Origin of the sequence: Caballeronia udeis, assembly GCF_001544555.2 — a bacterium.
GTDB classification, from domain to species: Bacteria; Pseudomonadota; Gammaproteobacteria; order Burkholderiales; family Burkholderiaceae; genus Caballeronia; species Caballeronia udeis.
In genome coordinates, this window is record NZ_FCOK02000018.1 from 38,733 (window position 1) to 64,570 (window position 25,838).

21 protein-coding genes and 2 pseudogenes are annotated in these 25,838 nt (G+C 55.8%); 17 read left to right on the forward strand and 6 right to left on the reverse strand.

Annotated elements, in window-relative coordinates; genetic code table 11:
* Positions 1-49: 49 nt before the first annotated feature.
* The 5 genes from AWB69_RS15070 to AWB69_RS15090 all read left to right on the forward strand — a co-directional run bounded on the left by AWB69_RS15070 (position 50) and on the right by AWB69_RS15090 (position 6,507).
* On the forward strand, positions 50-1,375 hold the full coding sequence (locus AWB69_RS15070; RefSeq protein ID WP_062085990.1) for a glycosyltransferase: 1,326 nt from the start codon (positions 50-52) through the stop codon (positions 1,373-1,375).
* A 61-nt stretch (positions 1,376-1,436) separates the two neighbouring features.
* The gene (locus tag AWB69_RS15075; RefSeq protein WP_197500237.1) at positions 1,437-2,225 is read left to right on the forward strand and encodes a glycosyltransferase family 2 protein; all 789 of its coding nucleotides are present in this window, start codon (positions 1,437-1,439) and stop codon (positions 2,223-2,225) included.
* Between the two features lie 332 nt (positions 2,226-2,557).
* On the forward strand, positions 2,558-3,745 hold the full coding sequence (locus AWB69_RS15080) for a glycosyltransferase family 4 protein (RefSeq protein WP_062085994.1): 1,188 nt from the start codon (positions 2,558-2,560) through the stop codon (positions 3,743-3,745).
* A gap of 355 nt (positions 3,746-4,100) precedes the next feature.
* Positions 4,101-5,507, forward strand: a complete 1,407-nt coding sequence (locus tag AWB69_RS15085) for a glucosamine inositolphosphorylceramide transferase family protein (protein ID WP_062085996.1) — start codon at positions 4,101-4,103, stop codon at positions 5,505-5,507.
* Positions 5,455-6,507 (forward strand): glycosyltransferase, encoded by a 1,053-nt coding sequence (locus tag AWB69_RS15090; protein WP_075643920.1) that lies wholly within the window; start codon positions 5,455-5,457, stop codon positions 6,505-6,507. Before AWB69_RS15085 ends, AWB69_RS15090 begins: the two co-directional genes overlap by 53 nt.
* 135 nt (positions 6,508-6,642) lie before the next feature.
* Here the strand turns inward: AWB69_RS15090 and AWB69_RS15095 are convergent, their stop codons facing one another.
* Together AWB69_RS15095 and AWB69_RS15100 are read right to left on the reverse strand one after the other, a co-directional pair.
* Positions 6,643-7,188: a regulatory protein GemA gene (locus tag AWB69_RS15095; protein ID WP_197500238.1), complete on the reverse strand. Its 546-nt coding sequence runs from the start codon at positions 7,186-7,188 to the stop codon at positions 6,643-6,645.
* A gap of 1 nt (position 7,189) precedes the next feature.
* On the reverse strand, positions 7,190-7,885 hold the full coding sequence (locus AWB69_RS15100) for a hypothetical protein (protein WP_062086002.1): 696 nt from the start codon (positions 7,883-7,885) through the stop codon (positions 7,190-7,192).
* Positions 7,886-8,390: 505 nt separating this feature from the next.
* Here AWB69_RS15100 and AWB69_RS15105 point away from each other — a divergent pair.
* The 4 genes and pseudogenes from AWB69_RS15105 to AWB69_RS15120 form a co-directional block, all read left to right on the forward strand.
* Positions 8,391-8,648: pseudogene (locus tag AWB69_RS15105) on the forward strand (IS6 family transposase); the annotation flags it as partial.
* Positions 8,649-9,615: 967 nt separating this feature from the next.
* Positions 9,616-10,701, forward strand: coding sequence for a group II intron reverse transcriptase/maturase (gene ltrA / locus AWB69_RS15110; protein ID WP_197500239.1), 1,086 nt, complete (start codon positions 9,616-9,618; stop codon positions 10,699-10,701).
* A gap of 382 nt (positions 10,702-11,083) precedes the next feature.
* A complete protein-coding gene (locus AWB69_RS48670; protein ID WP_197500240.1) occupies positions 11,084-11,554 on the forward strand; it encodes a hypothetical protein in 471 nt (156 codons plus the stop codon).
* Positions 11,542-12,261 carry an IS6 family transposase gene (locus tag AWB69_RS15120; protein ID WP_062086008.1) on the forward strand — a complete coding sequence of 240 codons (720 nt, stop codon included), beginning with the start codon at positions 11,542-11,544 and terminating at the stop codon, positions 12,259-12,261. Before AWB69_RS48670 ends, AWB69_RS15120 begins: the two co-directional genes overlap by 13 nt.
* 54 nt (positions 12,262-12,315) lie before the next feature.
* On the opposite strand, the gene AWB69_RS15125 is transcribed toward AWB69_RS15120, so the two are convergent.
* Positions 12,316-13,320 carry a phosphoribosyltransferase gene (locus AWB69_RS15125; RefSeq protein ID WP_062086010.1) on the reverse strand — a complete coding sequence of 335 codons (1,005 nt, stop codon included), beginning with the start codon at positions 13,318-13,320 and terminating at the stop codon, positions 12,316-12,318.
* Between the two features lie 554 nt (positions 13,321-13,874).
* Here AWB69_RS15125 and pldA point away from each other — a divergent pair.
* From pldA to AWB69_RS15150, 5 genes and pseudogenes are all read left to right on the forward strand, one after another.
* Complete coding sequence (pldA, locus tag AWB69_RS15130; protein ID WP_063977817.1) at positions 13,875-14,681, forward strand: 4-pyridoxolactonase; 807 nt, start codon at positions 13,875-13,877, stop codon at positions 14,679-14,681.
* Between the two features lie 551 nt (positions 14,682-15,232).
* Positions 15,233-15,571, forward strand: a pseudogene (locus tag AWB69_RS15135) (cytochrome P450); the annotation flags it as partial.
* A 119-nt stretch (positions 15,572-15,690) separates the two neighbouring features.
* The gene (locus AWB69_RS15140; protein ID WP_156528859.1) at positions 15,691-17,211 is read left to right on the forward strand and encodes an aldehyde dehydrogenase; all 1,521 of its coding nucleotides are present in this window, start codon (positions 15,691-15,693) and stop codon (positions 17,209-17,211) included.
* A gap of 17 nt (positions 17,212-17,228) precedes the next feature.
* Positions 17,229-18,080, forward strand: a complete 852-nt coding sequence (locus AWB69_RS15145; protein ID WP_062086016.1) for an SDR family NAD(P)-dependent oxidoreductase — start codon at positions 17,229-17,231, stop codon at positions 18,078-18,080.
* Positions 18,081-18,108: 28 nt separating this feature from the next.
* On the forward strand, positions 18,109-18,879 hold the full coding sequence (locus AWB69_RS15150) for an SDR family NAD(P)-dependent oxidoreductase (protein ID WP_062086018.1): 771 nt from the start codon (positions 18,109-18,111) through the stop codon (positions 18,877-18,879).
* Between the two features lie 430 nt (positions 18,880-19,309).
* Here the strand turns inward: AWB69_RS15150 and AWB69_RS15155 are convergent, their stop codons facing one another.
* From AWB69_RS15155 to AWB69_RS15165, 3 genes are read right to left on the reverse strand one after another with little or no spacing between them, the layout of a single operon-like run.
* Entirely contained in the window at positions 19,310-19,570 is a 261-nt protein-coding gene (locus AWB69_RS15155) for a hypothetical protein (RefSeq protein WP_062086025.1), read from the reverse strand.
* On the reverse strand, positions 19,563-20,498 hold the full coding sequence (locus AWB69_RS15160; RefSeq protein WP_062086027.1) for an electron transfer flavoprotein subunit alpha/FixB family protein: 936 nt from the start codon (positions 20,496-20,498) through the stop codon (positions 19,563-19,565). Before AWB69_RS15160 ends, AWB69_RS15155 begins: the two co-directional genes overlap by 8 nt.
* A 13-nt stretch (positions 20,499-20,511) precedes the next feature.
* Positions 20,512-21,261, reverse strand: coding sequence for an electron transfer flavoprotein subunit beta/FixA family protein (locus tag AWB69_RS15165; protein ID WP_062086029.1), 750 nt, complete (start codon positions 21,259-21,261; stop codon positions 20,512-20,514).
* A gap of 1,048 nt (positions 21,262-22,309) precedes the next feature.
* Here AWB69_RS15165 and AWB69_RS15170 point away from each other — a divergent pair.
* The 3 genes from AWB69_RS15170 (at position 22,310) to AWB69_RS15180 (ending at position 25,667) form a co-directional block, all read left to right on the forward strand.
* Positions 22,310-24,013 carry a DUF1302 domain-containing protein gene (locus AWB69_RS15170; RefSeq protein ID WP_062086031.1) on the forward strand — a complete coding sequence of 568 codons (1,704 nt, stop codon included), beginning with the start codon at positions 22,310-22,312 and terminating at the stop codon, positions 24,011-24,013.
* A 104-nt stretch (positions 24,014-24,117) separates the two neighbouring features.
* Positions 24,118-24,738, forward strand: coding sequence for a GTP cyclohydrolase I FolE (gene folE / locus AWB69_RS15175; protein ID WP_062086034.1), 621 nt, complete (start codon positions 24,118-24,120; stop codon positions 24,736-24,738).
* A gap of 146 nt (positions 24,739-24,884) precedes the next feature.
* Complete coding sequence (locus tag AWB69_RS15180; protein ID WP_331712674.1) at positions 24,885-25,667, forward strand: crotonase/enoyl-CoA hydratase family protein; 783 nt, start codon at positions 24,885-24,887, stop codon at positions 25,665-25,667.
* Positions 25,668-25,838 lie beyond the last annotated feature (171 nt).

The following is a 25,838-nucleotide window of genomic DNA, read 5'->3' on the forward strand; positions in this document are numbered from 1 at the left end:
GAACAGACAATCCCGATTCCCATGCAGGGTCGATATGCTGGAGTCCGCGATGTATAAGGTGATCATTTCGAATGGCGTCTTCCGCTTCCACCTTGTGACGGCTGCCGTCGAGGCCGTCAGACGCGGGACGCTGGCGCTTTTCCTGACTGGCGCCTATCCGAAGGGTTGGCTTGCGAAAGCAGTGGAAAAGAAGATTGGGCTTGCGTCGCCGGGGATGCTGCGCTTCATGGACAGAGCGAACCCGGAGTTGGAAGAGCGCCAGGTCAAGCCGCTTTGGATTCCGGAGCTTCTTATTCAGGCCGGGGTGGCCTCAGTTCGGGCTCTTCGTCTGCATCGGGTCAATGAATGGATGCAAGGTATGGGGTTGTGGGCCTACGGCTGGCTAGCGTGCCGTTCGATCAAGAGCAGTGACGCCGATATCTACCACTACAGAGCTGGCTACGGTGGATGGTCAGTAAAACTTGCAAAAAGACGAGGAATGTTGTGTCTGTGCGATCACTCGGTCGTGAGCCCGCTTGTGTTTGATTTCATGGTCCATAACCAGGGGCGAATTCCGGGGTGCGATGTGATCGCCGGGACGCGGCTTTCACCTGCCTGGAAACATGTGTTGGCGGATATAGAGGCCGCCGATCACATTCTCGCCAACTCCGAACTGGTCAAGACGACATTGATATGTCACCAGATAGAGCGCGAGCGTGTCAGCGTGATCTATCAGGGTCTTGACGAGAAATTTGCAGAAAGTATCCCTTCCGGGCCGCATACGGGATCCCGTGCCGCGAATCATATCCTTTTTGCGGGTGAGGTTTCCCGAAGAAAGGGTTTTGATCTCGTCATTCAAGCTCTCGAATCTATTCCTCAGTCTGATTGGGTGCTAACAGTTGCCGGCAATATCGACGAAGTCACGGCAAAGGACTACGAACTGTTCATGAAGAGAGACAACGTTCACCAAGTGGGATTTGTTTCTAGAAAAATGTTAGCAGTACTTATGAAAAAGATTCCAATATTTCTTTTTCCGTCACTTGCAGAAGGGTCGGCCCGGGTGGTGTTCGAGGCGCTTGCTTGCGGTTGTTACGTGATTACAACGCCGAACGCCGGGAGCGTGGTCGAGGATGGACGCCACGGCGCCGTGGTGCCGCCGGGCAACTCGGAAGCGCTGCGGGCTGCGATTGAGTCGGCGTTGAGAAATCCTGAACTTGTATCAGAGACGGGGATGCGAAACCGGGAATTCGTGCGCCTTCAGTACAGCCAGTCTGCGTACGGCGACCAGCTCGACGCACTGTATCGAGGACTCCTGATGAATCGTACGCCTTCAACATTCCGAAGTGATGAGAGCGCGGTTCCGCATCAAGGCCCTTTATCAAGCGGCCCGGTCTGATTCGGAATTCGGTCATTTTTTTGGCGGTGTTTTTTGGGTTCTCAAGAGAAAGGAGGGGGACGTGAGCAAGATATCGGTCGTGACCATTTCTTATAACCAGGGAAAATATCTTCGTCGATGCATCGACTCTGTGCTTTCTCAACGAGATGTCGACGTGGAGATGATTGTTGTCGACCCGGGGAGTGCAGACGAGAGCCGTTCAATCATAAATTCATATGGAGACCACGTGATTCCCGTGTTCGAGGCCGATACCGGTCCCGCGGACGGCTTGAACCACGGTTTTAGTCGAGCGACTGGGCAGATTTACTATTTTGTCAATGCCGATGACTTCCTGCTTCCAGATGCATTGAGTTTTGTCGACAACTTCTTTAGTCGCGAGCGCGAGGTCGACGTGTTGCATGGGGGCGGATATGTGGCTGACCAGCACGACAAACTGGTCAGACGCTATTATCCGTCGCTGTTCGGAATACGGCTTTTTGCATACGGCGCAATCAATCTCTTCCAGCAGGGATTTTTCTTCCGTTCACGTGTCTATCGTGCCTCGGGAGGCTTCAACGAAAATAACAGGGTGTGCTGGGACGGAGAGCTATTCCTGCAATTCAAATTGCACGGCTCGCGCTTTTATGGCGTGTCACGGCCGCTGGCGGCATTTCGTCGCTACCAGGAAACGATCACGGGTGGCGCGTCTTACAGACGTAACCTGGATGTTGAGTACAGCAGACTGTTCGCGGATGCAATGGGCCGCGCGAGGAAACCCTACGACAGAAGGTTGGGTCAGGCGCTATGGGGTGCAAAGCAATTTACGATAATTTTTATTCTGCTGCGCTCGTGGGTTCGCGGTTACGCCTAGTACCGGAAGTTTGCTTTCAGAGGCGTTGAGGCCCATCTTCATGAACACAGGCGGATAGATGCGGGTTTTAGACGGATGTTACGGCGTCTTACGGAATATCATCTGGTTAACATTGGCTAACGACACGGTCTGACGCACCGCGCGAGCTAGGAGTCCGGCTTTATGCCCAAGTCGTGCTCATGTCTTTGAGCCGCTTGCTTGTTTCATCCCGGTGCAGGTTGGAGGAGACCGATCCGGGTCTCGTCGGGAGCACAGGCGGGATCGGTTGCGATGAAGCAAGGCGGAGCTTGCGTTTGAGATGTCGATGCGGATTTTCCTTGCGGAAATGCCTTATGAAAATTGCATATGTGACGCCATATGACTCAAACGACCTAAACGCGTGGTCTGGCGCCGGCTACCAGATACCGAGAGCGCTTGCGGACGCCGGTGCGGAAATTGTCTACATAGGGGGCTTGCGCAAGATGCCAAGTGCGGCTGGGCTGGCAAGGGGTGTCGCCGCAAAAATGGTCGGTAGACTTCACCAACTCGAACGCGAGCCGTCCGTCATGAGAAGCTATTCGGCGCAGATTGGCCGACGCCTGCAAGGGATGCAGGTCGACGCGGTCGTATCGCCCGGCACGATAGCGGTCGCATTTTTGGAGACGACCGTTCCCAAGATAGTCTGGACTGATGCGACCTTCGGCGCGATTGTCGATTATTACCCCGAGTTTAGGAAGATGACGCGCCGAAACCGGCAGGACGGAGACGCGCTTGAACGTCAGGCATTGAGTTCATGCGATCTCGCGGTTTACAACTCTGAGTGGGCCGCAGAGTCCGCCATATCCCGTTACGGTGTGAGCCCATCGCGGGTCAAAACAATTCCCTTCGGTTCCAATTTCCATAGCGGGCTCGTTGCGTCGGACATCGGTGAGCTGGCGTCGAAAAGACAAGCAGCTAAATCTGTTAACTTGCTCTTCGTTGGGACTGCGTGGTTTCGCAAGGGTGGCGACTTCGCGTTGGCGGTGACCGAAAAGCTGATCGAACGAGGGGTTGCCGCGCATCTGTCCATTATTGGTGCGACTCCCGGCGCTAATAGGCGATGGGCTACCGAACACGGCTTTCTCTCGCAGGCCAGCGAACCGGAGGCAAGGGTCATCAGAGATTGCTTCACGAATGCAGCTTTCCTTGTTCACCCGGCGATTGCGGAGTGCAATGCGAACGTGTTTTCCGAGGCCTGTTCTTTTGGCGTTCCTGTCCTGGCTAACAGGACCGGTGGAATACCGACATCTATTCGTTGCGGGGAAAACGGCCATCTGTTTGATCTCGGTGATTCGCCTGAGAGGTGGGCTGGTTATATTGCAGATACTTTGCGAGATCGGGAGCGCTATGCCAGCTTATGTGCGGGCGCGTTCCAGCAATTCAGCACACGCCTGCGGTGGCCTGTTGCCGGTGCCAGCATGCTTAGGGAGATCGAAGTCGTCGTCAGGTCGCGCAGGCATCAAGATGAATACTTCGGAGAGTACGCCGCGATGGGGCGCTGACGCCACGTTGTCTTCAACAAAATCAAATTAATACCACGCTCGCAGGCGGGAGCGAACGAGTGAGTATCGGGGTCGTGCACACCTTAGTGTGGACATTCTCGTCTTGCGGAGTGACGTGTTTGTTCGGCAAAGCCATGAGGGAGAAGCGAAACAGAACCATCTGCTCTCGCGTGTGGATATGTAACACGCCCGATTGTGCACCCGGCGTTGAATCCACTACGGCTCCACTCAGGCAGGTGCCCTGCAACGCTTGATCTTGAAGACGAGGGACGACCGGTCCAATGCCGCGATGTATTGTTTTCGTTAGAGGTGGTTCATGCGAAGTGAACGTTATCCGCTGGCACTTAGAGCGTGGATGCTGATCGAGCAAAAGATCTCGAAGCGCGTGAGTGAGGCTTCGCTAGTCGCGATACCCGCGCAGGAGAATTTACACGTTTTATACAACGGCAAGTCAGGAATAGCGGCGCTTTGGAAGATCCTGATGGTGGGTGCTACCCCGCACATTCAGGTTGTTTGGTTGTCCCCGCAGGATAGACAAATCTGCTTGCTAAGCGAATCGCGTGTAGCGATTCCCGACAAATTATTCTTTTGTGCCTCTCTACACCTGTGCATCGGCCGGCGAGAGAGTCTGCTTTCCAGAGCGCGAGAGCGCCTGAAAGACATGAGCTCGATATCAGCGGCACCGCAGGATATTGTGATGGAACGCGGAACGGTCTCCGCAGGCAATGTGATCGGTTTTGCTGTTCGTCACCTAAGCTACCGGGCGGTCAGGAAAGTGTCGGGGCTGTTTTATAGAAAAGACCATTGGATGATCGCGGTGATCGATTGCACAAACGCCGGCAATGCAGTCGATACGGTACGACCATCATGGTGCGAGCTGCCGGGTTCTGCAGATCGCTTTCGGGCCGATCCGTTCGTGTGGCGCGACCGGGAGGGACAGTACCACCTGTTCTTTGAAGAGTTGTCCTATAGCGAAAACCGCGGGGTGATCAGTCACGTCATGATCGATGGGGCAACTCACCGTTGGACGGGTGAGCTGCAAGTCGTCTTGAGCCGGCCTTATCACCTTTCGTATCCGTTCATATTCGAATACGAAGGCGACATGTACATGATTCCAGAAACATCGGAAAACAGGACGATAGAGGTGTACAAAGCCTGTCCATTTCCGGACTGTTGGGCGCTTCATAAAACGATCATGACAGACGTCATTGCCGCCGACACGACGCTTTATCATGACGGGAAAACCTGGTGGATGTGGACGAGTCTCGCTCGCGAGGGTGAACCGAACTACGACGAGCTGTCCGTCTACTTCGCGGCTAGTCCCTTCGGACCCTGGACTAGTCATCCGATGAATCCGGTTGTGTCGGATTGCCGATGTGCGCGCATGGCGGGTAGGCCTTTCATAGATAAGGAAAAAAAATTGATTAGACCCGCACAGAATTGTGAAAAAGAGTATGGGGCTTCATTGCTTTTTTGCGAAGTAATCAAATTGACCAAAACAATCTATTCAGAGCGCGTGGTCGGTACCTGCACCCCTCCAACGGGATATCAGGGCACGCACACGTGGAACGCGATGGGGGATATTGCTGTGATGGATTTGAGACGCCGTGTCCACCGATGGATAGGGATGGATCGGCTCGGGAGGCAAATTGGAGGAACAAGGAATGAAGATCGCGATCTTGTGCTTCGGGCGACCGGGCAGAGGTGGGATGGAGACAGTGATACGGCGCGTAGTCGTGGAGATGACCCGGCAGGGACATGAGGCAAAGCTGTTCCTGATAGGCGGATCCCAGCACGAAGAGTGGCTTGCCGGGTTGCCCCATCGTTCGATAGGACGTCCGACGGACCAGAGGTGGCATCGGCATCTCAAGTACGTAACGCTCTTCCCGGCGTCGGTATTGAGCTTTAAGCCGGATGTATTGATCTGCGCCGATGGTGCGGCGCTTCGGCTTGCGTGGCTCATCAGACGGCCGTTCCTGTCCGCAACGCCTATCGGGTCGTGGTTTCACCAGCTGGTATCGAAGTCGCATGACCGTTCATTGCGGTTGGCGGATTTTCATCTTTGCATCAATGGTGCGAATCATGCGCACCTTATAGGTAACGCCAATTTTAGGCGGCGTAATTCATATCTTGTGTATAACCCCGTGGAGACCGAACACAGAGAGCCGCTTATAGCGAGGCCAGATGGGCGGGCTCACTTCATGTACCTGGGTCGTCTGATCTACGATGGTCCAAAGAGCGTACGCGAGTTCATCTGCGCGCTGGGTGACGTTCCCGGAAACTGGGTCGCATCGATCATCGGTGACGGAGAGGATCGGGAAAGGCTGTTGACGCTCGCGAAGGATTTGTCGATCGATGACAGAATCACTTGGGCGGGATGGCAGGACCACCCTTGGGAATCGATTGAACCAGTTTCCGCCCTGGTACTTACATCGGAGTCCGAGGGATTTCCGACGGTCCTCACTGAGGCTATGTCGAGGGGTGTCGCGTGCGTCAGCTCTGACTGTCAAGGGGTGCTGGATATCATGCAGGACGGTGTGAATGGGTGGGTCTATCCCGTTGGCAATACCGGCGCTTTGTCCGACATTCTCGCGGAGATCGTGAGCGGAGAACGGCAGTTGCCTGATGCGACGGTTGTACGAGCGTCGGTGTCGCGCTTCGCGTCTGGCTGCGTGGTCAGGTCGATCACCAACGCGTGCGAGGCCGAGGTTGTGCGTCGAGGAGGGGCGCCCATACGCGCGATCGGCACCAATCCAAGATAAATGAAACGCGGCTCTTGTTCGGCGGGGAGCGCGCTCGGGTGACATCTACTGCGTCTCGTTTTATTGTAAACAGCGCGCTGAACGCTTTGTCGCGAGGCAGCGCTTTACTGAGTTAAACCAGAATCTGCCCGCTTTCTAAGAAAGTTCGGATCTACGTACCCATCCCTTTAACCTTTCGACCATGGCTATGCGCTGGTGGTCGTTCAGGAGGCGCCAGTGGTCGGTACCGACCTCGAGCTTTACGTAGGCATTAAATGCGTCGTCGGTATCCTGATCGACCTGGCCGGCCAGTGCGAGCGTATGCCACAAGGCACGCGCCTCAGTGTATAGGGGATCGTGAGAATCATCTTGATCTACGTGCTTGGGTCTAGAAACGATCTTCTTAAGACACTCGATGAAGCGGTGGAGTTGGTTATCGTTCAAATCTCGGGCCGAGCGCTGGCCGGTTACCGACTTCATCAAGTCGCGGTAAGCGTGTTCAGAAAGATTCAATTCACGACGCGCCGCTCGAATCAACTGGATATCGCGAGCGCGTTGGGCGGTGGTCTGGAGCTTCATTGCTTCGGTCCGTTCAGATGGGTAACGAGGAGCACGCCAAAAAATAAGCCCCACAGTTAGTGCCACGAGTGCGCACAAACGCAGCAATTCCGGTAGCGACAGGGAGCCGATAAAGGCGAGCATGTTAAGCCCCGACAAGCATGGCATGGGACATCGCAGAGCCAGCCGCGAGACGAAATTGCGGGGCATGGCCACTCTGACGACTGTCGCTCTGCTTGGCGCCGCACAGGGCCAGCCCCGAGATGCGATCGTGCACCTTCTCGACGCCTATACCGGGATATTTGTGCTTCAGACCGGCCTCTATCGCAGCTTCAGGACGTGGCTGTGCTGCGAGTGCCTCCAGCAACCCTTCGTCGCCTCCGCCATTGTCCTGGGCGATCACATCGCCGTGCGCGGTCTTCGTGCGAATGAGATGTGCTACTGCTTTCTCACATTGACGCTTAGGCGCTTCGGGGGTGTACGCGACGAAGTCCTGACACCCGTTGGCCCCGATGAACAGAAGATTTCTAATGCACACCACATTTCGACCAATGTTCAGTTGCGCGTGTGCGCTCGTCAAGAAGTCACAGTCAAACGCCGCGCCTTGACTAGCAACCCCACCAAGGGTGCCGAGATCGTGCAGGAAGGTGTATGGCGAGGTACTGACAACGGCGTGAAACCGGCCGTTATCAGGCTTCGTGAAGTTGCCGACCACCAGACCGCCTGCATTAACGTTCCTGGCGGAGGCGATCTTACTTCCGACAGTGTTGATCAGGGTGATCACGACGAACGTCACTAATACACCGATACGCTGCCGTCGCCTGATGGATAGGAAGCCCATTGCGGCACCCTCATAGAATTGATGTTTGTTTTACTCCAGCTGCTGCGCAGCCGGCGTCTGCCGCGACAAACTCCTCACGCGCCGCGGAGTTGCATGCCGTATACCCGTGGCCTCGACATCGTTCGAACCCCTGGTGAGCGCCCCGATATTTATACATGGGTATCCTAATAATAGAGCGACCTCCCGCTTCAAGTCAGATAAAACAGGATAATGCGAACGGCGCGCCCGTGAGACGGGCTTCGTCCCAGTGAGAGCGGCACCGAGGCCATCCTTGCTCGACGTGAATCAGAGGGTGAATAAGCGGGTTATTAAAAAATGAAAGGGATTGAGTTTGGCTGGAAAGGACCAATGCTCATCGATCATTTTTATTGAGGATAGTGCGGCACTCGCTGACAAAGCAAGCCGTTTTGTGAAAAAGCAGGAGATCCGTTGGGGCCAATGCGGGGTTGTGTCGCAATAAGCATGCGCAATGATGTTCTGGACAACCTGAAGGCCTGAGAGTTTGGTGAAATTGCTGAATCCAACCGTCGCACGCGTGCTCAAACGCCTGCACTATCCGCTTGATGTCATGTTGATGTGTGTGCGCTGGTATGTGGCCTACGGGCTGAGTGTGCGAAATGTGGAAGAGATGATGGCCGAGCGTGGCATCCAGGTCGATCATTCGGCCGTGCATCGTTGGACCATCAAACTGTTTCCGGTGCTGGAGAAGGCGTTCCGGCATCACAAACGCCCAGTTGGCAGGAGCTGGCGTGTCGATGAGAGTGTGTCACGAACACAAGCGAAAGCTTGTGGTGCTGTACTGAAGATGGGAGTAGGCCTCCCGAAGCCGGCTTGCAGGAGCAGGCTTCAAACCGCCCGGTGCTGCTGCGTTCAAAAGGCGTGGTGGTGAGCGACCGTGGAAAAGTCATTCATGAGGATGGCAGGTACGTGTTGAGAAGATGAGCGCAAGCAAACCGTTCGATGATGCGTCGTTAATTCGTTAAAGCGCTGTCAAAACTGGGGTCATTCCGTCGCTCCAGGATCAGTCAGGACGAGACCTGTTTACGGACCTGACGGCAGCCGGCGTAGAGGCGGCATGAGCTCAACACAGGCTTTGGTATGGAACGTGAGAACCTTGTTGCGGATGTGAAGGGAAATGACATCGCGCCAGGGAAAGCGTGGGAAAGGAGGAAGTGAAAGCGGAAACCTTTCGTTGGAGTCCAGAGGGTTCGACTCCCTCCCGGCAAAGGCTAACCACCAGCCGGAAGCAAGTCTTGCATGGGGGACGGTAACGTACTTCGTGAAGCGTAGACAGCGGGTGCTGAAGCCGCGTGATTGAGTCTCGAAATACCTTTGTCGCTGGTGTCTTCGCCTTTGTTATAGCGGGGGCAGTACTGTGCTGACCGTTACGGTGAGGTCAGTCGGGCCGGCCGGGATCTGAGAGCGGGGCAAAGGCATGGGATGGATTCCCCAGGAACCTGGGAGATCCTGCGTACGACCAGTTCAAGACGCCGAAGGCAACAGGCGATAAACGGGCCAGGTCCGGGCGGAAGTCTCCGCCGCACGGGAGCGAACCAGGAGACAAGGACTGGAGCGAAGAAGCGAATCCATAAGCGACTTCGTATTCGGCGCAGGAAGTCTTAGCGCCTTGATAGTACTGATGACGCCGGGGAACACTGCTCGGGTGGACCCGGTCGAGGAAAGCGAGGCGTCGTTGTAACAGAATCGCTCGTGAGAAACACGGAGGTGCCTTGAAACCTGAAAGCGTGTCAACGAAACAGGAGCGAATTGCCGAACTGGCGCGGATGAACCCGGCGATGGCATTCACCTCCCTGAATCAGTATCTCGACTATGCATGGCTGTACTACGCCTGGGTGCAAACGCGCAAGGATGGCGCAGTCGGTGTGGATGGTCAGACGGCGGAAGAGTATGCAGCTAACCTGGAGCAGAATCTCCTGAGCCTGATCGACCGCATCAAATCCGGCCGCTACCAGGCGCCGCCAGTGCGAAGGCACTATATCGCCAAGAGCGATGGCGGGCAGCGTGGCCTCGGCATACCGTGCTTTGAGAACAAGGTAGCGCAAAGGGCCGTCTCGATGCTGCTGGAGCCGATCTACGAGCAGGACTTTATGGACTGCTCATATGGGTTCCGGCCAAGGCGCAATGCATATCAGGCGGTGCAAGCTGTGCATAACGGGATCATGAAACAGGGAGGGCGATGGGTGCTGGATGTTGATGTTCGGAAATACTTCGACAGCATTCCGTTTGCCGAACTGCGGTCCATCCTCGCCAAGCGAGTCAAGGATGGTGTAGTCAGAAGGATGATTGACAAGTGGTTGAAAGCTAGCGTGCTGGACGAGGGACAGCTGCTCTACCCCGAGATCGGTACACCCCAGGGTGGTGTGCTCTCGCCGATCCTCAGTAATGTCTACCTTCACCACGTGCTGGACGTTTGGTTTGCGGAGCAGGTGCAACCGCGCCTGCGCGGACCAAGCACGCTGGTTCGTTATTGCGACGATTTTGTCATGCTGTTCGCATACCAGGACGACGCAGATCGCGTGCTGACGGCGCTCGGGAAACGGCTGGGTAAGTGCGGGCTGCAACTGCACCCGGATAAAACCCGCATGGTGGACTTCCGTCACCGACCCGCGCATCGCTCGGCAGAAGGCGGCGAGCCATTTGCAACGACTTTCAACTTTCTCGGGTTCACCCATAACCTCCTCGTCTACTCGGAAATGGCAGACACCATGAGGAAGAATACCGATGCCGGAGTGAGGGGCGGAGCTGCTTGTAGTAGCGTCGAAGCCTTTGTAATGAAGGTGGTAGCGCCAAGGTAAGCTTGGTAGCGGGAAAAGTCGAAGCAGACGGAAACCGTTAGTTGGAGTTCAGGGGGTTCGAATCCCTCCCGGTAACGCCTAGCCAGCAGCCGGAACCGAGTCTTGCATGCGAATGGGGTAACCCATTACTTGAAGCGTAGACAGGGTGCACTAAGGCCGTGTGATTGAGCTTCGAGATCATTTAAGCGCTGGTGTCCTCATATTCCAATAAGTGGGGGCAGCACTGAGCTGGCCATCAAGGCGAGGCCAGCCAGACCGGCCGGGGTCTGAGAGCAGGGCAAAGGCGCAGGAAGGATTCCCCAGGAACTTGGGAGGTCCTGTGTGCGACCAATTCTGTGGAGCTGATGGTGCCGGGCTAAGAAGCGGGACCGGGCCTCCTGGGATGTCATCGCCAGAGGGGAGCGAACAGGATGACGAAGAATTGGAACCGGGAAGCGAATCAATAAGCGACCCGATATTCGGCACAGGAAGTCTTAGCGCCCTCGTAGTACTGATGACGCCGGGGAACGCTGTTCTGGCGGACCCGGTCGAGGAAAGGGGGGCGTCGTTGTATGGAATCGTTCATGTGAAACACGGAGGAATATTGAAGCCTGAAAGCGTGTCAACGAAACAGGAACGAATAGCCGAGCTGGCAAGGAATAATCCGGCGATGGCATTGACCACCTTGGCTCACCATATTGATTATGAGTGGGTGAAGTACGCGTACGATTGCACGCGCAAGGATGGCGCGGTAGGAGTCGATGGTCAGACCGGAGAAGATTATGCTGCCAATCTGGAGGGTTGTGGTGCAATTCGGATGCTTCGGTCTGTTACGCTCAAGCTTTTGATGAGCACGGGCCAATGGGTAAGTTGAAAGGCATCGACAGATCGTTCAACGGGCGCCACTTCGACCGCGAAATTATCGTCCTTTGCGTGCGTTGGTACTTGCGTTACAAGCTCAGCTTTCGAGACCTCACTGAAATGATGGCCGAGCGCGGTCTGTCGCTGGCGCACACTACGATCATGCGCTGGGTGAAGCATTTCACGCCAGAGTTCGTCAAACGTTGGAATCGCCTGGCCATGGCAGCCGGACAGTCGTGGCGCGTCGATGAGACCTACGTGAAGATCCGTGGCAAATGGGCCTATCTTTACCGCGCAGTTGACCGGGCAGGAAAAACGGTTGATTTCCGGCTCAGCACCAGGCGAGATGTGGCTGCAGCAAAGGCGTTCTTCGCGAAGGCGATCAGAACTCAGGGGCATACGCCAGGAACAATTACGCTGGACGGTTATGCGGCGTCACACCGCGCGGTGCGCGAGATGAAGACCGACGGGTTGCTGCCCAGACACACGAGAGTGCGCTCGTCGAAGTACCTGAACAACGTGATCGAGCAAGATCATCGCCACATCAAATCGAGGGTGAACGTGATGCTCGGGTTCAAACGCTTCCGAAATGCGGCTGTCACAATCTCAGGTATCGAGCTGATGCATCGCATTCGCAAAGGTCAGTTCGATCTCACGGCAGCACATTTCAAAGATACTTCTGCGCCCTCGATTTGGATGACGGTTCTTTCAGATCGTTAAGAGCGCCAAGGAACGTGCTCTTCTCGTTTGCCTGCGCTATTTGCACCACAACCCTTAATACTTTGGTCGTCTGTGCGCCGCCGCTGGATCGTCATTGCAGGACTTTCGAGTTCCACGCCAGTCGTCGCTCGTGACAAGTCTTCCTTTCCCTGCTGGTGTGTTCCACCAAATAACACGCAGGAGAGGCGCGTTTTGCGCGATCTCGATAGCCTGAATGGGATCGCTTTCAACAAAATGAGTACACCCGAGCCGAAGGGCTGCTTGCGCCTTATATGCCGCTACGCAGGATGGCGAATCGTCGCAGATATCAGGATTTCGCATCACAAGCGGAAGAGAGCCAAAACCGTGAGTCTTCAGCCATGCTTCGGTGCGAATTCGATCGGTCTCTGGTCGGCCGGTAACAACGCCTTTGATTTGAGAAATGTCGAATGGTGGCATTGTGATGAAAGGTAGGAGTTCGTCGCGCTCGTGCAAGGCACACTCGAGGTTAGCCTTGTATCGTTCAGGTGGCAGATCAGGCAGAAGGATGCCGTCGAGATCAATACCGATGGCCTGGAACTCGTGATCTTCTCCTATGTCACCGCTGCGTCCGGCGTCGGTGCGCGTCCATCTTTCTCGATATCCGTCGGTATAAGCGTGTCTTTCCCAGGGGAAAAGTAGGAAGTATCCGCGACCATCGATTCCATAGTCTGGGTGGATACGACTCAAATCGTCAAACCCAGCGGTTAGAGTCTTAACGATCAACCCACGCGCGCGAAGGAACTCGACGCAATCGACCAGTGTATCGCCCGCACCGGCAAGATCCTCACAAACTAATACCTTAGCACCGGCAGGTGGTACGGGGAGCGACGAATCCCAAATGACCGTTCTCGTCGCCCTTTCATAGCGCAGAAAAGCTACCGGGATTCCCACGGTATGCGAAACCATCAGGGCGAGGGTACCTCCTCCACGCAAGACGCCCAAGGCGCATTGGAATCCTTCACCGGCTAGAGCGGACTGTAAAGAGTGAACCCACTGGTCCAGGCGCTCATATGTAATCGCAAGTATTGGCTTTTCCATCTGGTTTCCTAATGGCATTGCGATCGAGTCGAGACACGCATCACGTCAGCGTCGCGGAGGTTGCAAAGTGGCTACGAGGCAGTTGGCTCTGCCTCGAGGTGGGATCGATCGCAATACAAGCGTTGGCTCGATTTGAGGCTCGTGCTCCCAAGTGATTGGCTCTTACCCTTCGATCAGAAGTCGTCGCTCTTGGTCGTTCGTTCAAGGACGGGCTAACCACGGTTGCCTCTCCCCTTCCGCTGAGAACGTGGCTGGCCAGCCGGCTGTGAGGCGCCTTGTTCCCGGCGTCGAAAGGAGCAAACCGCGCGGTTATACCGTCGGCCATGCATTTGCCGGCTACCTAAAAACGAGCGTCCAGGAGCGAGGACTGGGTGAGGTATATGCCACTGCCCGGGAGTTGACGAAAAGCATGTATGCGCGAGGCTGCCAGCTATCGTACTTTTCGTCGTGGGCATAGGGTATGTACCAAATAAAAACGGACTTATCGTCAGTTATTATAGTTTGAAAATGCGAAAAGCAACGCGGTAACAACGAAATTAAGGCGGGAAATGGCTATGAAAAAGACGAAGGTTTATCTGCTTGATGGCGGTAGCATGGCCTTGGATCGGTCATACTTGTACCTAAATGCCGGGCTCACAGGCGACGAACGTTTTCCAGTGTACGGCGTGCTCATTGACCATCCTGAGGGGCGGTTCATTTTCGATACCGGGTTTGATTTCGGCCACACCTGCGAAACTGTGCCATTTACGAAGCCTTCGCAAACGCCCGTTCAGACGATCCCCGGTCAGCTCGACTTGTTGAGGGTGCGTCCTTCGGAGATTACTCACGTGATCAATTCCCACTACCACATAGACCATTGCGGCGGGAACAAGCATTGTTCGCACGCGACAACGATTTGCCACAAATGCGAACTCGAAGCGTTTCGTTTTCCACAGGAGTCCGAAAAACTCGGGTACTCCGACACGAGCTTTGCGCCACATCTTCGAGATCAGCCCGCTGATGACGCACTGGGGAGTGGTGAACTCGATATTTTCACTCCGCGATTTGAGACGCTGACGGGAGATCAAGAAATTGCGAAGGGTGTCTACCTGTTCGAAACGCTGGGGCATACTGCGGGACACTACAGCCTCATGGTGAAACTGGCACATCGCCGACCGATGCTATTTACCGCCGACGCGTGTTATTCACAGAAGAATCTTGACATGATGTGCATCCAGGCTGGAAATCGCGACGAGGACCAAACAAGAGCGTCCATGCAGCGTTTGAAGGACCTAGCGGAACTACATGACGCAGACCTCTTTTTCTCGCACGATGCTGAAAGCTACGCGAACTATCAAAAGGCTCCTTACGCATACACTTAAGTTCAGCGCGCCGAAGGGAATAGTGTTCGGGTGCTTATGATGTTTCCGACGTCAGTAAACATCCTCCAAACCATTCTCTGACAACTCGGCAGGCGAACGCATCGTTTATCTGAGCGTGACGCATTTGGGGGAGAGTAGACGGCCTTCTTGCGTACGACTCCTACTGCAGGCGTCCACGGACGTGTTACCGAATGTATTGCGGAGGGCCCTCCGTCAACCGGTCTTCGGTGAACACCAAAAACCGAAAGGACGCGGCATGAGATCAAACTTGCAGAGACGCCTCCTGGCAAAGCTGACTTGATTAGATGGCCCGGCGATGCGGGGGGTAGCGACGATGCGGCCGAGACCACGACGATTCGTTCGTGTGAATCAGTGCACGAATGATTTGGGTTTTTCGTAGCGTGAATTTATCGGATCGATCGACACAACGCGGTACGCGCCAACCGCCCCTAAACATAGCGTGACGGTACTTTGATTTTCGAATGGCCAATGGAGGCAACGCATACGATGATCGATAGAACCGACCGTCAAGCCAGGGTGCCACGAATCGCTTTTTCACGGGCGACGTGGAACTAAACGGCGTGTTATTTCGCAAGGGCGACAACGTGATTCTGTCGATGCCGTTGAGCAATCTGGATGAACGCGTCTTTGATCATCCTTTGGACGTGAACATCGACCGAGCACCGAGCGCTCATGTTGAGTTTGGCGCCGATCCGCATCGTTGTATCGGCTCCAACATCGCTCGTCAACAATTGCGTATTACCTACGAGGAATGGCTGAAGCGGATTCCGGATTCTCGTATCCCACAACGCGCAAAGGTGCACGCGATTGCCAGTGAAGCGTTGGTACTTTCCACACTCCCGATTTGCTGGTATGCCGCAATGCAATAGTCACTGGATATCGAGCATGTTGCCGCGCGACTCGTGCGGCGTGCATACCGCACCATTGAGTGAACGATGTCCGACAAGGTCGCCCATTGCAACTGTCAAAGCAGTCAATTGAGGAAACGATGAACATCAGTCCAGCGTCTACAAGCGCAGAACCGTCAGGCAAGCTGAAACGCCATGACCTACATATCGGCGGCAGTATCAGTCCGCCTGTAGGTGGAGAATATATTCTCACGGACAATCCCTATACCGGAAAGGTTTGGGGCGAAATTGCGCGCGGTACCAGCGCCGATGTCGACCGGGCTGTCGCTGCGGCCAAAGCCGCTCTTCCGGTCTGGAATGCACTGAAACCCGCCGAACGTGGCCGCGCGCTGTTCAGGTTGGCCGACCTGATTGAAGTCCACGCGGAGTCGCTCGCGGCTGCGGAAGTTCGCGACAATGGCAAGCTATACACGGAAATGCTCCCGCAGATGCGGCTTATGTCCGACTGGTATCGCTACTACGCGGGCCTGAGCGACAAGATCGAGGGATCTGTCATTCCAACTGGCAGGGCCAACATGTTCGCCTTTACTCGCTATGAGCCGTTAGGCGTTGTCGCGCTAATCACACCGTGGAATTCACCGCTCCTTCTGTTGACGCACAAGCTGGCCACCGCATTGGCCGCCGGTAACGTCGCTGTCATCAAGCCATCCGAGTTCACCTCAGCCTCGACGCTTCAGTTCGCGGAGCTTTTCGCACAGGCCGGGTTCCCAGCCGGCGTAGTCAACGTCGTTACCGGCTATGGGCACGAGGCTGGAGCAGCACTGGTCGCGCATCCGGACATAGCGAAAATCGCCATGACCGGATCGGAGGCTGGCGGCCGTGTCATCAATGAGGCAGCGGCGCGCGATTTTAAGCACGTGGCACTGGAGCTCGGCGGCAAGTCCCCGAATATCGTGTTCGAAGACGCGGATCTTGACGCCGCCGTGGTCGGTGCCATCGCTGGAATTTTCGCTGCCAGCGGCCAGACCTGCATCGCCGGCTCCCGGCTTTTGCTCCAGCGTTCGATTCACGATCAGTTCGTCGATCGTTTGACGCAGACGGCCGGGGCCGCGCGTATTGGCGATCCGATGCATCCGGACACTCATGTCGGTCCGATCGCGACACAGCAGCAATACGAGAAAGTACTTCGCTACATCGACATCGCTAAACAGGAAGGCGCAAATTGCGTGTTGGGTGGGGGGCCGTACAGCGGGCCCGGCGCGGAGGGAGGCCGCTTCATCGAGCCGACGATTTTCACCAACGTGCATAACGGCATGCGCATCGCGCGCGAGGAAGTGTTCGGGCCCGTGCTTTCGATCATTCCGTTCGAAACGGAGGAAGATGCCTACCAGATCGCGAACGATACGCCTTACGGCCTTGCCGCTGGCGTCTGGACATCGGACATGGGGCGGGCAATGCGTGCATCTGAGCTTCTGCAAGCAGGCACTGTCTGGGTCAATACCTATCGGGTCGGCGGCTGCGCCACACCTTTCGGAGGCTATAAGCGCAGCGGGTTCGGCAGAGAAGGAGGAGTTGAGGCAATCCACGAATGGTTGCAAACCAAGACCGTGTGGATCTGTGGCAAGCCAGACACCAATCAGCCGTTCGTCATGCGGCACTAGTCTGAGATGGAGAAAATATGGAAATCAAGCAGAAGGGCTGCGTCGTCACAGGCGCAGGCAGTGGCATCGGCCGAGGCATCGCGTTGGCCCTGGCTGACGCCGGCGCCAGCGGGATCATAATCGCCGACGTGCAGCTCGAACGAGCCGAGGCAGTGTGCGTGGAAATCGAGGCGAAGGGGGGCGTGGCCCGCCCCTTCCGATGTGACGTGCGCCAATCCCAATCGGTCGAGAGGCTAGCGGACTTTGCGTGGGACACATTGGGACACGTAGAAATCCTCTGCAACAACGCTGGCGTCATTGCAACTGGACCGGGATTCGACACAACCGACGAGGATTTGCGGTGGCAGTTCGAGGTGAACGTGTATGGCGTGTTCAACGGTTGCCGAGTGTTCGGCAGGCGTTTTCTTTCTAATGGCACCAAAGCATGGATTTGCAACACCGCCTCGCATCATGCTGTGGGCACACCGACCGCGGGCGTCGCGACCTACGTCGCCACCAAGCATGCAGTACTCGGTTTCGCCGACGCGTTTCGCCTTGAATACGGGGAAAGCATCGGTTTCAGTGTGTTGTGCCCTGGAATCATCAACACAGAGCTCTGGGATGCCGGGCGTAACCGCCCGGAGGAACTCGGCAACGCGTTCAAAGGCAGCGAGCAGAACCACGCGGCCCTTGAAGCGTATGGTATGAGCCCCGAGTTCGTTGGGAACCTTGTGGCGCAAGGAATCAAGACGGAGGAGTTTTTCATATGGACGCATCCGTATTCCATTGAGCTGATCGAAAAACGCTATCTCGAAGGTGTCGAATCGATTCGCCGGCAATGGCCCGATGGACCTCTCCCGATACACAAGCGCACGCCGGGCAAAGTTTGAATTCGTACATTGCACAACAGGAACTCACGTGAAAGATCTTGAGAACAAGGTGGCTATCGTCCTCGGTGCATCGACGCCGGGGGGCATGGGTGAGGCCATGGCCCGTCGTTTGACGGCTGAAGGCGCGCGGGTGGTCGTGTCCGGATTGGGCGCCGAACACCTGCGCGCCCTCGCCGAAGAGCTGGGTGGTTCCGCTCTCGAGGCTGACATCACAGACCAGCAGAAAATCACCGATCTCGTTGCTTATACAAAGACAACCTACGGCCGGCTCGACATCGCGGTGAATGCGGCTGGATTTGCACCCCGCGTGCCATTTAAGGAACTTACAGAAGAGCATCTGATGCATATGGCAAAGATGCACTTTATCGGACCAGCAATGTTCATCAAGCATGTCGCGGAGACCATCGTTGACGGTGGCGCAATCGTGAACATATCTTCTCTTTCTGCCTACGACCCGCTTTCTGGGATTGTTGGTTACGCCGCATCAAAGCGTGCTGGCGATCGGGTGATCCAAGGAGCAGCGCTGGAATATCGCCAAAAACGCTTGCGAATTAATGGCATCATCCCATCCCTCGTGCCCACGGAACTTTCGCGTAAAGGGGTGCGCGCCTTTGGAATGGATCCAGACGCCTTCGAGAAGAGCTTCGTGGATCTGACACCGCTTGGCCGCATCACGCGCCCTGAAGACATCGCGGCCATGACGTATATGTTGGTGCGCGATGAATTTTTCGAGACCGGGCAGATTTTTAACTACAGTGGCGGCAATTCCCTTCTGGGTCACCCTAGGTTTCTGGCCTGAACCGCAGCCGTTCGCTCCAGGCGTCAGAAAAAGCACCGGCTGCTCTGACTAATATGTCGGCTTCGCCATAGTCGTTCCAGTTAGAGATCCAGGTGGATCACCAACCGGCGCACGTCGCCGGTCTGAGTAGTTTAAGTTTTCTTTAATGCGTGCCCATCGGGCCCGTGTTCGTATCAACGCAATCAAGCAGTTACCGTTGCAGTGGACACTGAGCCGATAGGATTTTCACACAAGGAAACGGAGAAGTCCCTTTTGTCGGCGTTGTGCACAGGGAGCTCGAAACCCCTTCAGCAATTCCGCCAGCGCTCACGAGTACCGGCGCGGTCGGTCCGTTGGTCGGGGCAGGTGAGGGCATGGTTATGTCTGTCTGTACGCGATGCTGTGCTTTATGTGAATTGCTTCAGCCGCAGGACGGCACGAAGAGCCTTTCTCACGGCGTTTTGCGACGGTTTTTGTTTGCGCCGGGTTCGATTGCCTGCGTGCGAGCTTTGGCTTCGCGGATACCTTCGTCGAACGTCACAGTCGTCGCCACGTGCCGATGATTGACGCTGACGAGCCACCCGCTGTCCGTCTTGCGCCAACGAATGAAGCCCTGATCATAGAGGTCCGAAAACCACCGCCACAGTGCAGCATCCTCGGCGTTCGCATTCGCCGCTGCTTCCTTGCGCGTGCGCGTAGTGTTGCTATCCAAGGTCTTCGATCAATTCCGGGATTATGTCGAATAGGTCGCCCACGAGCCCGTAATCAGCTACGCTGAAAATGGGTGCGTCCGGGTCCTTATTGATGGCGACAATTACCTTGGAATCCTTCATCCCCGCCAGATGCTGGATCGCGCCCGAGATGCCTACGGCTACATACAGTTGCGGGGCGACGATCTTCCCAGTCTGGCCGACCTGATAATCATTCGGTACGAAGCCCGCATCCACCGCCGCCCGTGATGCGCCCAGTGCTGCACCGAGCCGGTCCGCTAGCGGCTCAAGCACCAACATGTAATTCTCGCCGCTTCCCAGTCCCCGTCCGCCCGACACGATGATCTTTGCAGCGGTCAGCTCCGGACGGTCCAGCTTCGTCATCTTCCGGCTCACGAACTGGCAGGTACCTCGATCTGCTGGCGCTTCGATCGTTTCGACAGCTGCGCTGCCGCCTTCGGCCGCGGCCGGGTCGAAGCCGGTCGAGCGCACCGTGATAACCTTGATCGAATCCAACGACTGCACCGTCGCGATGGCGTTGCCGGCGTAGATAGGGCGTTCGAACGTATCGGAACTATTCACCGCCGTAATATCGCTGAGCTGCGCGACGTCCAGTTTTGCCGCGACTCGAGGGGCGATGTTTTTGCCATAGGCCGTGGCCGGTGCCAAAATGTGTGAGTAGTTCTTCGCGATAGTAAGCACGGTAGCTTCAACGTTTTCCGCCAGACCGGCCGCGAGCTGCAAAGCGTCCGCCAGCAGCACCTTCGCAACGCCAGGTATCTTCGCCGCCGCATCTGCCGCCGAGCGCGCGTCGTGACCGGCGACCAATACATGGACCTCGCTACCAATTTGCCGCGCTGCCGACACCGCGTTAAGTGTCGCAGCCTTTAGCGACGTATTGTCGTGCTCCGCAATTACCAGAATCGTCATTTTCTTTCCTCTCTCAGAGCACCTTGGCTTCAGTCTTCAGCTTCTCGATCAGCGTCTTCACGTCCGGCACCTTCACGCCAGCGCCGCGCTTAACTGGTTCCGCTACCTTCAGCGTTTTCAGGCGCGGCGTCACATCTACGCCGAGGTCTTCGGGTTTGAGTGTTTCAAATGGCTTCTTCTTCGCCTTCATGATGTTGGGCAGCGTTACGTATCGTGGTTCATTCAGGCGCAGGTCTGTCGTGACCACCGCCGGCAGGCTCAGTGACAGCGTCTCCGACCCGCCATCCACCTCCCGTGAAACAATGGCCCTACTGTCCGCAATGGTGGCCTTTGATGCGAACGTCGCTTGCGGAAGGTTCGCCAGGGCCGCCAACATCTGCCCGGTCTGGTTGAAATCGTCGTCGATGGCTTGCTTGCCGAGAATGATGAGCTGAGGTTGCTCTCTGTCAACCAACGCCTTCAAGAGCTTGGCGACTGCTAGTGGCTGCAATTCCTCGCTTGATTCAATCAGGATCGCGCGGTCGGCGCCGATCGCCAGAGCAGTGCGCAGCGTCTCCTGTGCCTGCGCCACTCCTGCCGACACCACGATCACCTCGCTGGCTACGCCCGCTTCTTTCAGGCGTACCGCCTCTTCCACTGCTATCTCGTCGAACGGATTCATCGACATCTTCACATTCGTAATATCGACGCCCGTGCCATCCGACCTCACCGATACCTTCACGTTGTAATCGACCACTCTCTTGACCGGTACAAGAATTCTCATGCTTGCTCTCTAAAGGATAGGAATATCTGTTTCTGTGGGACGTCGCGCGGGGCCCGAATCGTAGCGATTGCGCGCAGTTCCATTGCGTTCGGAGTGACGCCATCCGCGTTTGTTCTGTGGTTTCCGTCGACTGCTTCGTCGTGCGTAGAGCTCGGAAAAAATGTCCAGCCATCGATATTGCTCGTCGTGCCGGTTCCAGACGCGCTGTGTCGCGATTCGCGAGGCGTCGCAGCAGACACTGCATCTTTGATCCGCTCCAGGTCAAAATATAAATGATCTTAAGTCAGTTATCAACAGACTTCCTTCGTGCTTTTTCACTTGTTGGGGTAACCCCTAGGCGCTTTTTAAAAGCGGGTCGATCCGATGACTAAACCATTCGACGGTAGGCAGCACAAGCGTTTTCGAGGGAAATGAGAATTTTTTTGCGGTATCAGAGGCCGAAGACATATGTGCAAGCGCCTATTGACACTCGAAGTAAGCCCAAAATAAACTGACGGTGTGTCATAAATTAAGGGCGTCGATACCTCAAATCGCTCAAAACCGTTGGACGTAAAGTCTCAATTTTTTTCCTCGTCCATGGCGCAAAAACACTCTGAGGCAAGGAGGCAAAGTTCGATAGTCGATGGTCCCTGGCCGCGCAGACGTTAGTCCCACGGCAGCGGGTAACGTGCACTGCAAACGGCAGGACCTCGTTTGGTCGGACCTCGACAACCTACCTGGTCTTGGATTATGTAGAGCGCAAGGACCTTTCGGTCGAACAGATGACTCCCTTGGAGGCGGCGACGTGTCATGCCGTCAATCGAGCCACATCGGATGGCTCTCTATGAAAACAGCGGGAACTGGAGGAGACGGATGACCTCAATGCAGGGACGCAGACGTGTCAGAAACGAGGGCTCCAAAAGAAAATCGTCTGTTTGTGATTGGCGTCCCCTTGGGGCGAGCGGGTGTGAGGCCGACAGGGTTTGCAAGTATTCGCCGCATGTTGGCTTTTGGTTTGCGTTTTGAAGTAAGTGCCCGATAACTTAAATCAAGAAGGTAGGAGACTCGAATGAAAAGCAACCAGGCAAGCGCTTGCATTTCGTCTCGACGAGCGCGTTCGACTGCGGTCGCCTGTCTGGCGATCGTCGGAGGAATCGGTACCGCACGGGCTTTCGAATTGCCGGTCAGTCCGGACTGGGCTGTCAACTGGGACAACACGATTACGTACAACCTTGGCGTTCGTGCGCAAGGCATCAATCCGGGCATTGGGAATAATCCGGCGTTTGCAGAGTCAGACTATAAGTTCGCGCACGCGGGTGACGTCGTAACGGATCGGGTCAGCGACTTATCGGAGTTCGATGCAGTATTCCGGGACAAATATGGGTTTCGGATCAGTGCGTCGATCTTTAAGGACTTCGCCTATGGGAACGGCGTCAACACAAATCCAGGAAACTTTGCGCCCGGGGTGCCTTATTCGTCGCTGTTCTCATATCAGAACAGTCAGTATTCGAACTACACGACCAGGTACTACCAACAAGGCGTCCAACTATTGGACGCGTTTGTGTATGGCCGCTTCGACATAGGAGGGCATAGCACGACAATCAAATTGGGGCAACTGACCCAGTATTGGGGCAACGCGCTGTTTTTCGGTTCTCAGGGTATCGATTATTCCCAGAATGCCTCGGACGGCATCAAGGGTTCCAGCCAACCCGGGTCCACGGCGAAGGAGCTTGCGCTGCCGCGTCTGCAGGCCTTGGTCAGTACGCAGGTTACGCCGACCATCAACTTGGAAGCACAGTACTTTCTTCGTCGCGCCAACAATCTGGAGCCGGAGGGGGGTACGTATCTCGGTACGGCAGGGTTTCTTTTTAACGGGCCTCAATTTCTGAACGGATCGATTCCGCGCGGTCCGACCGTGTCCCCTAGCAATACCAACCCGAACTACGGCTTCAAGGCCTCATGGACACCGGACTGGCTGCGAGGCACGTTGGATGCGTACTATCGTCGTTTCGACGAAGTGCAGCCTTGGGCGCCGCTCTTCGGTGTCGATCCCGCGACGGGCGCCACGAACTATCATCTTGCCTATGCGACCGATGTGCACCTTTACGGATTGAGCCTCGAAAAACAGATCGCAAACTATAGTACGGGTTTCGAAGTATCGTATCGCCAGCACACCGCGTTAAACAGCGCTACCGGACCGCTACCAAGCAATCTGGCTGGTACGGCCGGGGCTCGCGGCGATACCATCAACCTGATTGCGAACGTCATCGCGGGCCTTACTCGAACTCCACTGTGGCAGACAGGCTCATTGACCGCGGAAATCGCCGCGACTCATCTGACGTCGATAACCAGTAACGGTGCGCTTTACAACGGCACTGGGAATCCGTCGGGATGTGCAACAGGCAATAAGTGGGACGGTTGCTCTACAAGAAATGCGGTCGCGATTGCCGCGCAGTTCGACCCAACGTGGCTGCAGGTGTTCCCGGGCGTCGACATTGATATGCCGATATTCGTGGAATATGGCCTCTATGGAAACGCCGCGAGCCTCGACACTTCGCCTGGACAGGGTGGATTGATTTATACAGCTGGAGTCCACGCGTTGATCTACAACAAATACAACGCCACGCTTCAGTACAACGGCTATCACGCGCACACCAACGGAGGAAACACTCTTGTCAACGGGGGCGCTGCCTCGTATTACACAAGCGGCAACGGGATCTACTTCTATAACGACAGAGGATGGGTATCGCTGACTCTGCAGATGTCCTTTTGAAGGGTTGCGCGTCGCAAAGTGGTTGAATTGTTTGCGAGGCAGTTGCCGCGGCTTCATTTGTTAATGAGGCATCCGAAAAGTCTAATCAGGTTCTGCATAACATCATGAAGTTAGATCATTGTGAGATCGGCGCAGATGCATCATCCGAATCATTCGACCGTCCGTCAATGCAGGATGCTGAAAACGCGGTGCGAGTTCTGATTCGCTGGGCTGGTGATGACCCGTCGCGCGAAGGCTTAATAGACACTCCGGCCCGTGTCGCACGTTCATACAAGGAATTCTTCGCGGGCTACCAGGTCGACCCGCGCGAGATCCTTGCGCGCACGTTCTCAGAGGTTGATGGTTACGACGAGATGGTCGTGTTGAAAGACATCCGGTTCGAAAGCTATTGCGAACATCACATGGTGCCCATTATTGGGCGCGCCCATGTTGCTTATCTGCCTGAACATCGGGTCGTGGGTATCTCGAAGCTCGCGCGGCTGGTTGATGCATTTGCGAAGCGGCTGCAAATACAGGAAAAAATGACTGTTCAGATCGCGGACGCGCTAAACGAGGTGCTGGAACCGAAGGGCGTGGGTGTGATTCTTGAAGCAGCCCATCAATGTATGTCTACGCGCGGTGTCCACAAGTCTGATGCCGCAATGGTGACATCGCGCATGCTGGGATCGTTTCGGACCGACCCGTCGACGCGACGGGAGTTCCTTTCGATAGTTCGTCACGGATAGCACTATTCGGTGAAAAATTTGAAGACGTCCGACGAACTACACGTCGGAGGATGTTCGGTAATTGGCGTTGTTTCCTCGTGGGGAGCAACAGCTGATTTCTATCAATATTTGGACTGCTTGACGAGGTTTTCATGAGTCTGCTCCTAGTGGAGAAGCACGGCCACGTCGCGCTTCTCACCCTCAATCGGCCTGAGGTCATGAATGCGTTGGGGGCGACTGGCGATGGGGATGCGATCCGTAGTGTTTGCGAGAGTATCAATCGCGATCAGGACATCCGATGTGCAATCTTGACCGGTGCAGGACGTGCTTTTTCTGCTGGCGGTGATGTGAAGTCCATGCTCGAGAAAAGCGGCGCGTTTGCGGGAGCCGGTATCGACATCCGGGAAAGCTATCGACGAGAATTCCACGCGCTGAGCAGCGCCATCTACAACCTTGAAGTTCCGCTCATTGCCGCTGTCAACGGAGCCGCGGTCGGCTTGGGTTGCGATCTCGCCTGCCTCGCCGACATTCGCATAGCTGCAGAAGATGCACGCTTTGGAGTCACTTTCTTGAAGGTCGGGTTGATCCCTGGCGATGGGGGCGCCTGGTTACTACAGCGTGTCCTCGGCTATAGCCGTGCTGCCGAGCTGCTCTATACCGGGAAATTGATCGGGGCCGCGCTTGCCGCAGAGTGGGGCCTTGTCTCAAGAGTAGTGCCGACGGCTGAGCTGCTTCGGGTGGCATTCGATCTGGCCGGGCAGATCGCCGGCCAGCCGCCGCACGCACTGCGCCTCGCAAAGAGTTTGATGCGTCACGGACGCAGTACATCGTACGACGCGGTCATGGAGATGTCGGCGATGGCCCAGGCGCTCTGTCATTTGACAGATGACCATATCGAAGGACTAAGCGCACTAGCCGAAAAGCGCGGTGCAACTTTTCGCGGCCAGTAGGCTTCCCCTTGTGCGGGGTGCGAACGAGCGAGAGACTTTTCATGTGTTTTTGGGAAACCGAGGAGCAGCCGGGCTGCTTCAAGGGTGCCTGACCATCCAAAATGAAAACAGCGAAGGTGATCGTTTTTTCGAAAAAAATGACGTATAGTCAGTTATTATAATCGTCGTGGA

What these genes read in the sequence shown, in the direction of transcription:
- AWB69_RS15070 (WP_062085990.1), top strand. Translation starts at nt 50, where the DNA reads ATGTATAAGGTGATCATTTCGAATGGCGTCTTCCGCTTCCACCTTGTG.
- AWB69_RS15080 (WP_062085994.1), top strand. Translation starts at nt 2,558, where the DNA reads ATGAAAATTGCATATGTGACGCCATATGACTCAAACGACCTAAACGCG.
- AWB69_RS15085 (WP_062085996.1), top strand. Translation starts at nt 4,101, where the DNA reads ATGCTGATCGAGCAAAAGATCTCGAAGCGCGTGAGTGAGGCTTCGCTA.
- AWB69_RS15090 (WP_075643920.1), top strand. Translation starts at nt 5,455, where the DNA reads ATGGAGACAGTGATACGGCGCGTAGTCGTGGAGATGACCCGGCAGGGA.
- AWB69_RS15095 (WP_197500238.1), bottom strand. Translation starts at nt 7,188, where the DNA reads ATGCTCGCCTTTATCGGCTCCCTGTCGCTACCGGAATTGCTGCGTTTG.
- AWB69_RS15100 (WP_062086002.1), bottom strand. Translation starts at nt 7,885, where the DNA reads ATGGGCTTCCTATCCATCAGGCGACGGCAGCGTATCGGTGTATTAGTG.
- AWB69_RS48670 (WP_197500240.1), top strand. Translation starts at nt 11,084, where the DNA reads ATGTCATCGCCAGAGGGGAGCGAACAGGATGACGAAGAATTGGAACCG.
- AWB69_RS15120 (WP_062086008.1), top strand. Translation starts at nt 11,542, where the DNA reads ATGGGTAAGTTGAAAGGCATCGACAGATCGTTCAACGGGCGCCACTTC.
- AWB69_RS15125 (WP_062086010.1), bottom strand. Translation starts at nt 13,320, where the DNA reads ATGGAAAAGCCAATACTTGCGATTACATATGAGCGCCTGGACCAGTGG.
- pldA (WP_063977817.1), top strand. Translation starts at nt 13,875, where the DNA reads ATGAAAAAGACGAAGGTTTATCTGCTTGATGGCGGTAGCATGGCCTTG.
- AWB69_RS15140 (WP_156528859.1), top strand. Translation starts at nt 15,691, where the DNA reads ATGAACATCAGTCCAGCGTCTACAAGCGCAGAACCGTCAGGCAAGCTG.
- AWB69_RS15145 (WP_062086016.1), top strand. Translation starts at nt 17,229, where the DNA reads ATGGAAATCAAGCAGAAGGGCTGCGTCGTCACAGGCGCAGGCAGTGGC.
- AWB69_RS15160 (WP_062086027.1), bottom strand. Translation starts at nt 20,498, where the DNA reads ATGACGATTCTGGTAATTGCGGAGCACGACAATACGTCGCTAAAGGCT.
- AWB69_RS15165 (WP_062086029.1), bottom strand. Translation starts at nt 21,261, where the DNA reads ATGAGAATTCTTGTACCGGTCAAGAGAGTGGTCGATTACAACGTGAAG.
- AWB69_RS15170 (WP_062086031.1), top strand. Translation starts at nt 22,310, where the DNA reads ATGAAAAGCAACCAGGCAAGCGCTTGCATTTCGTCTCGACGAGCGCGT.
- folE (WP_062086034.1), top strand. Translation starts at nt 24,118, where the DNA reads ATGAAGTTAGATCATTGTGAGATCGGCGCAGATGCATCATCCGAATCA.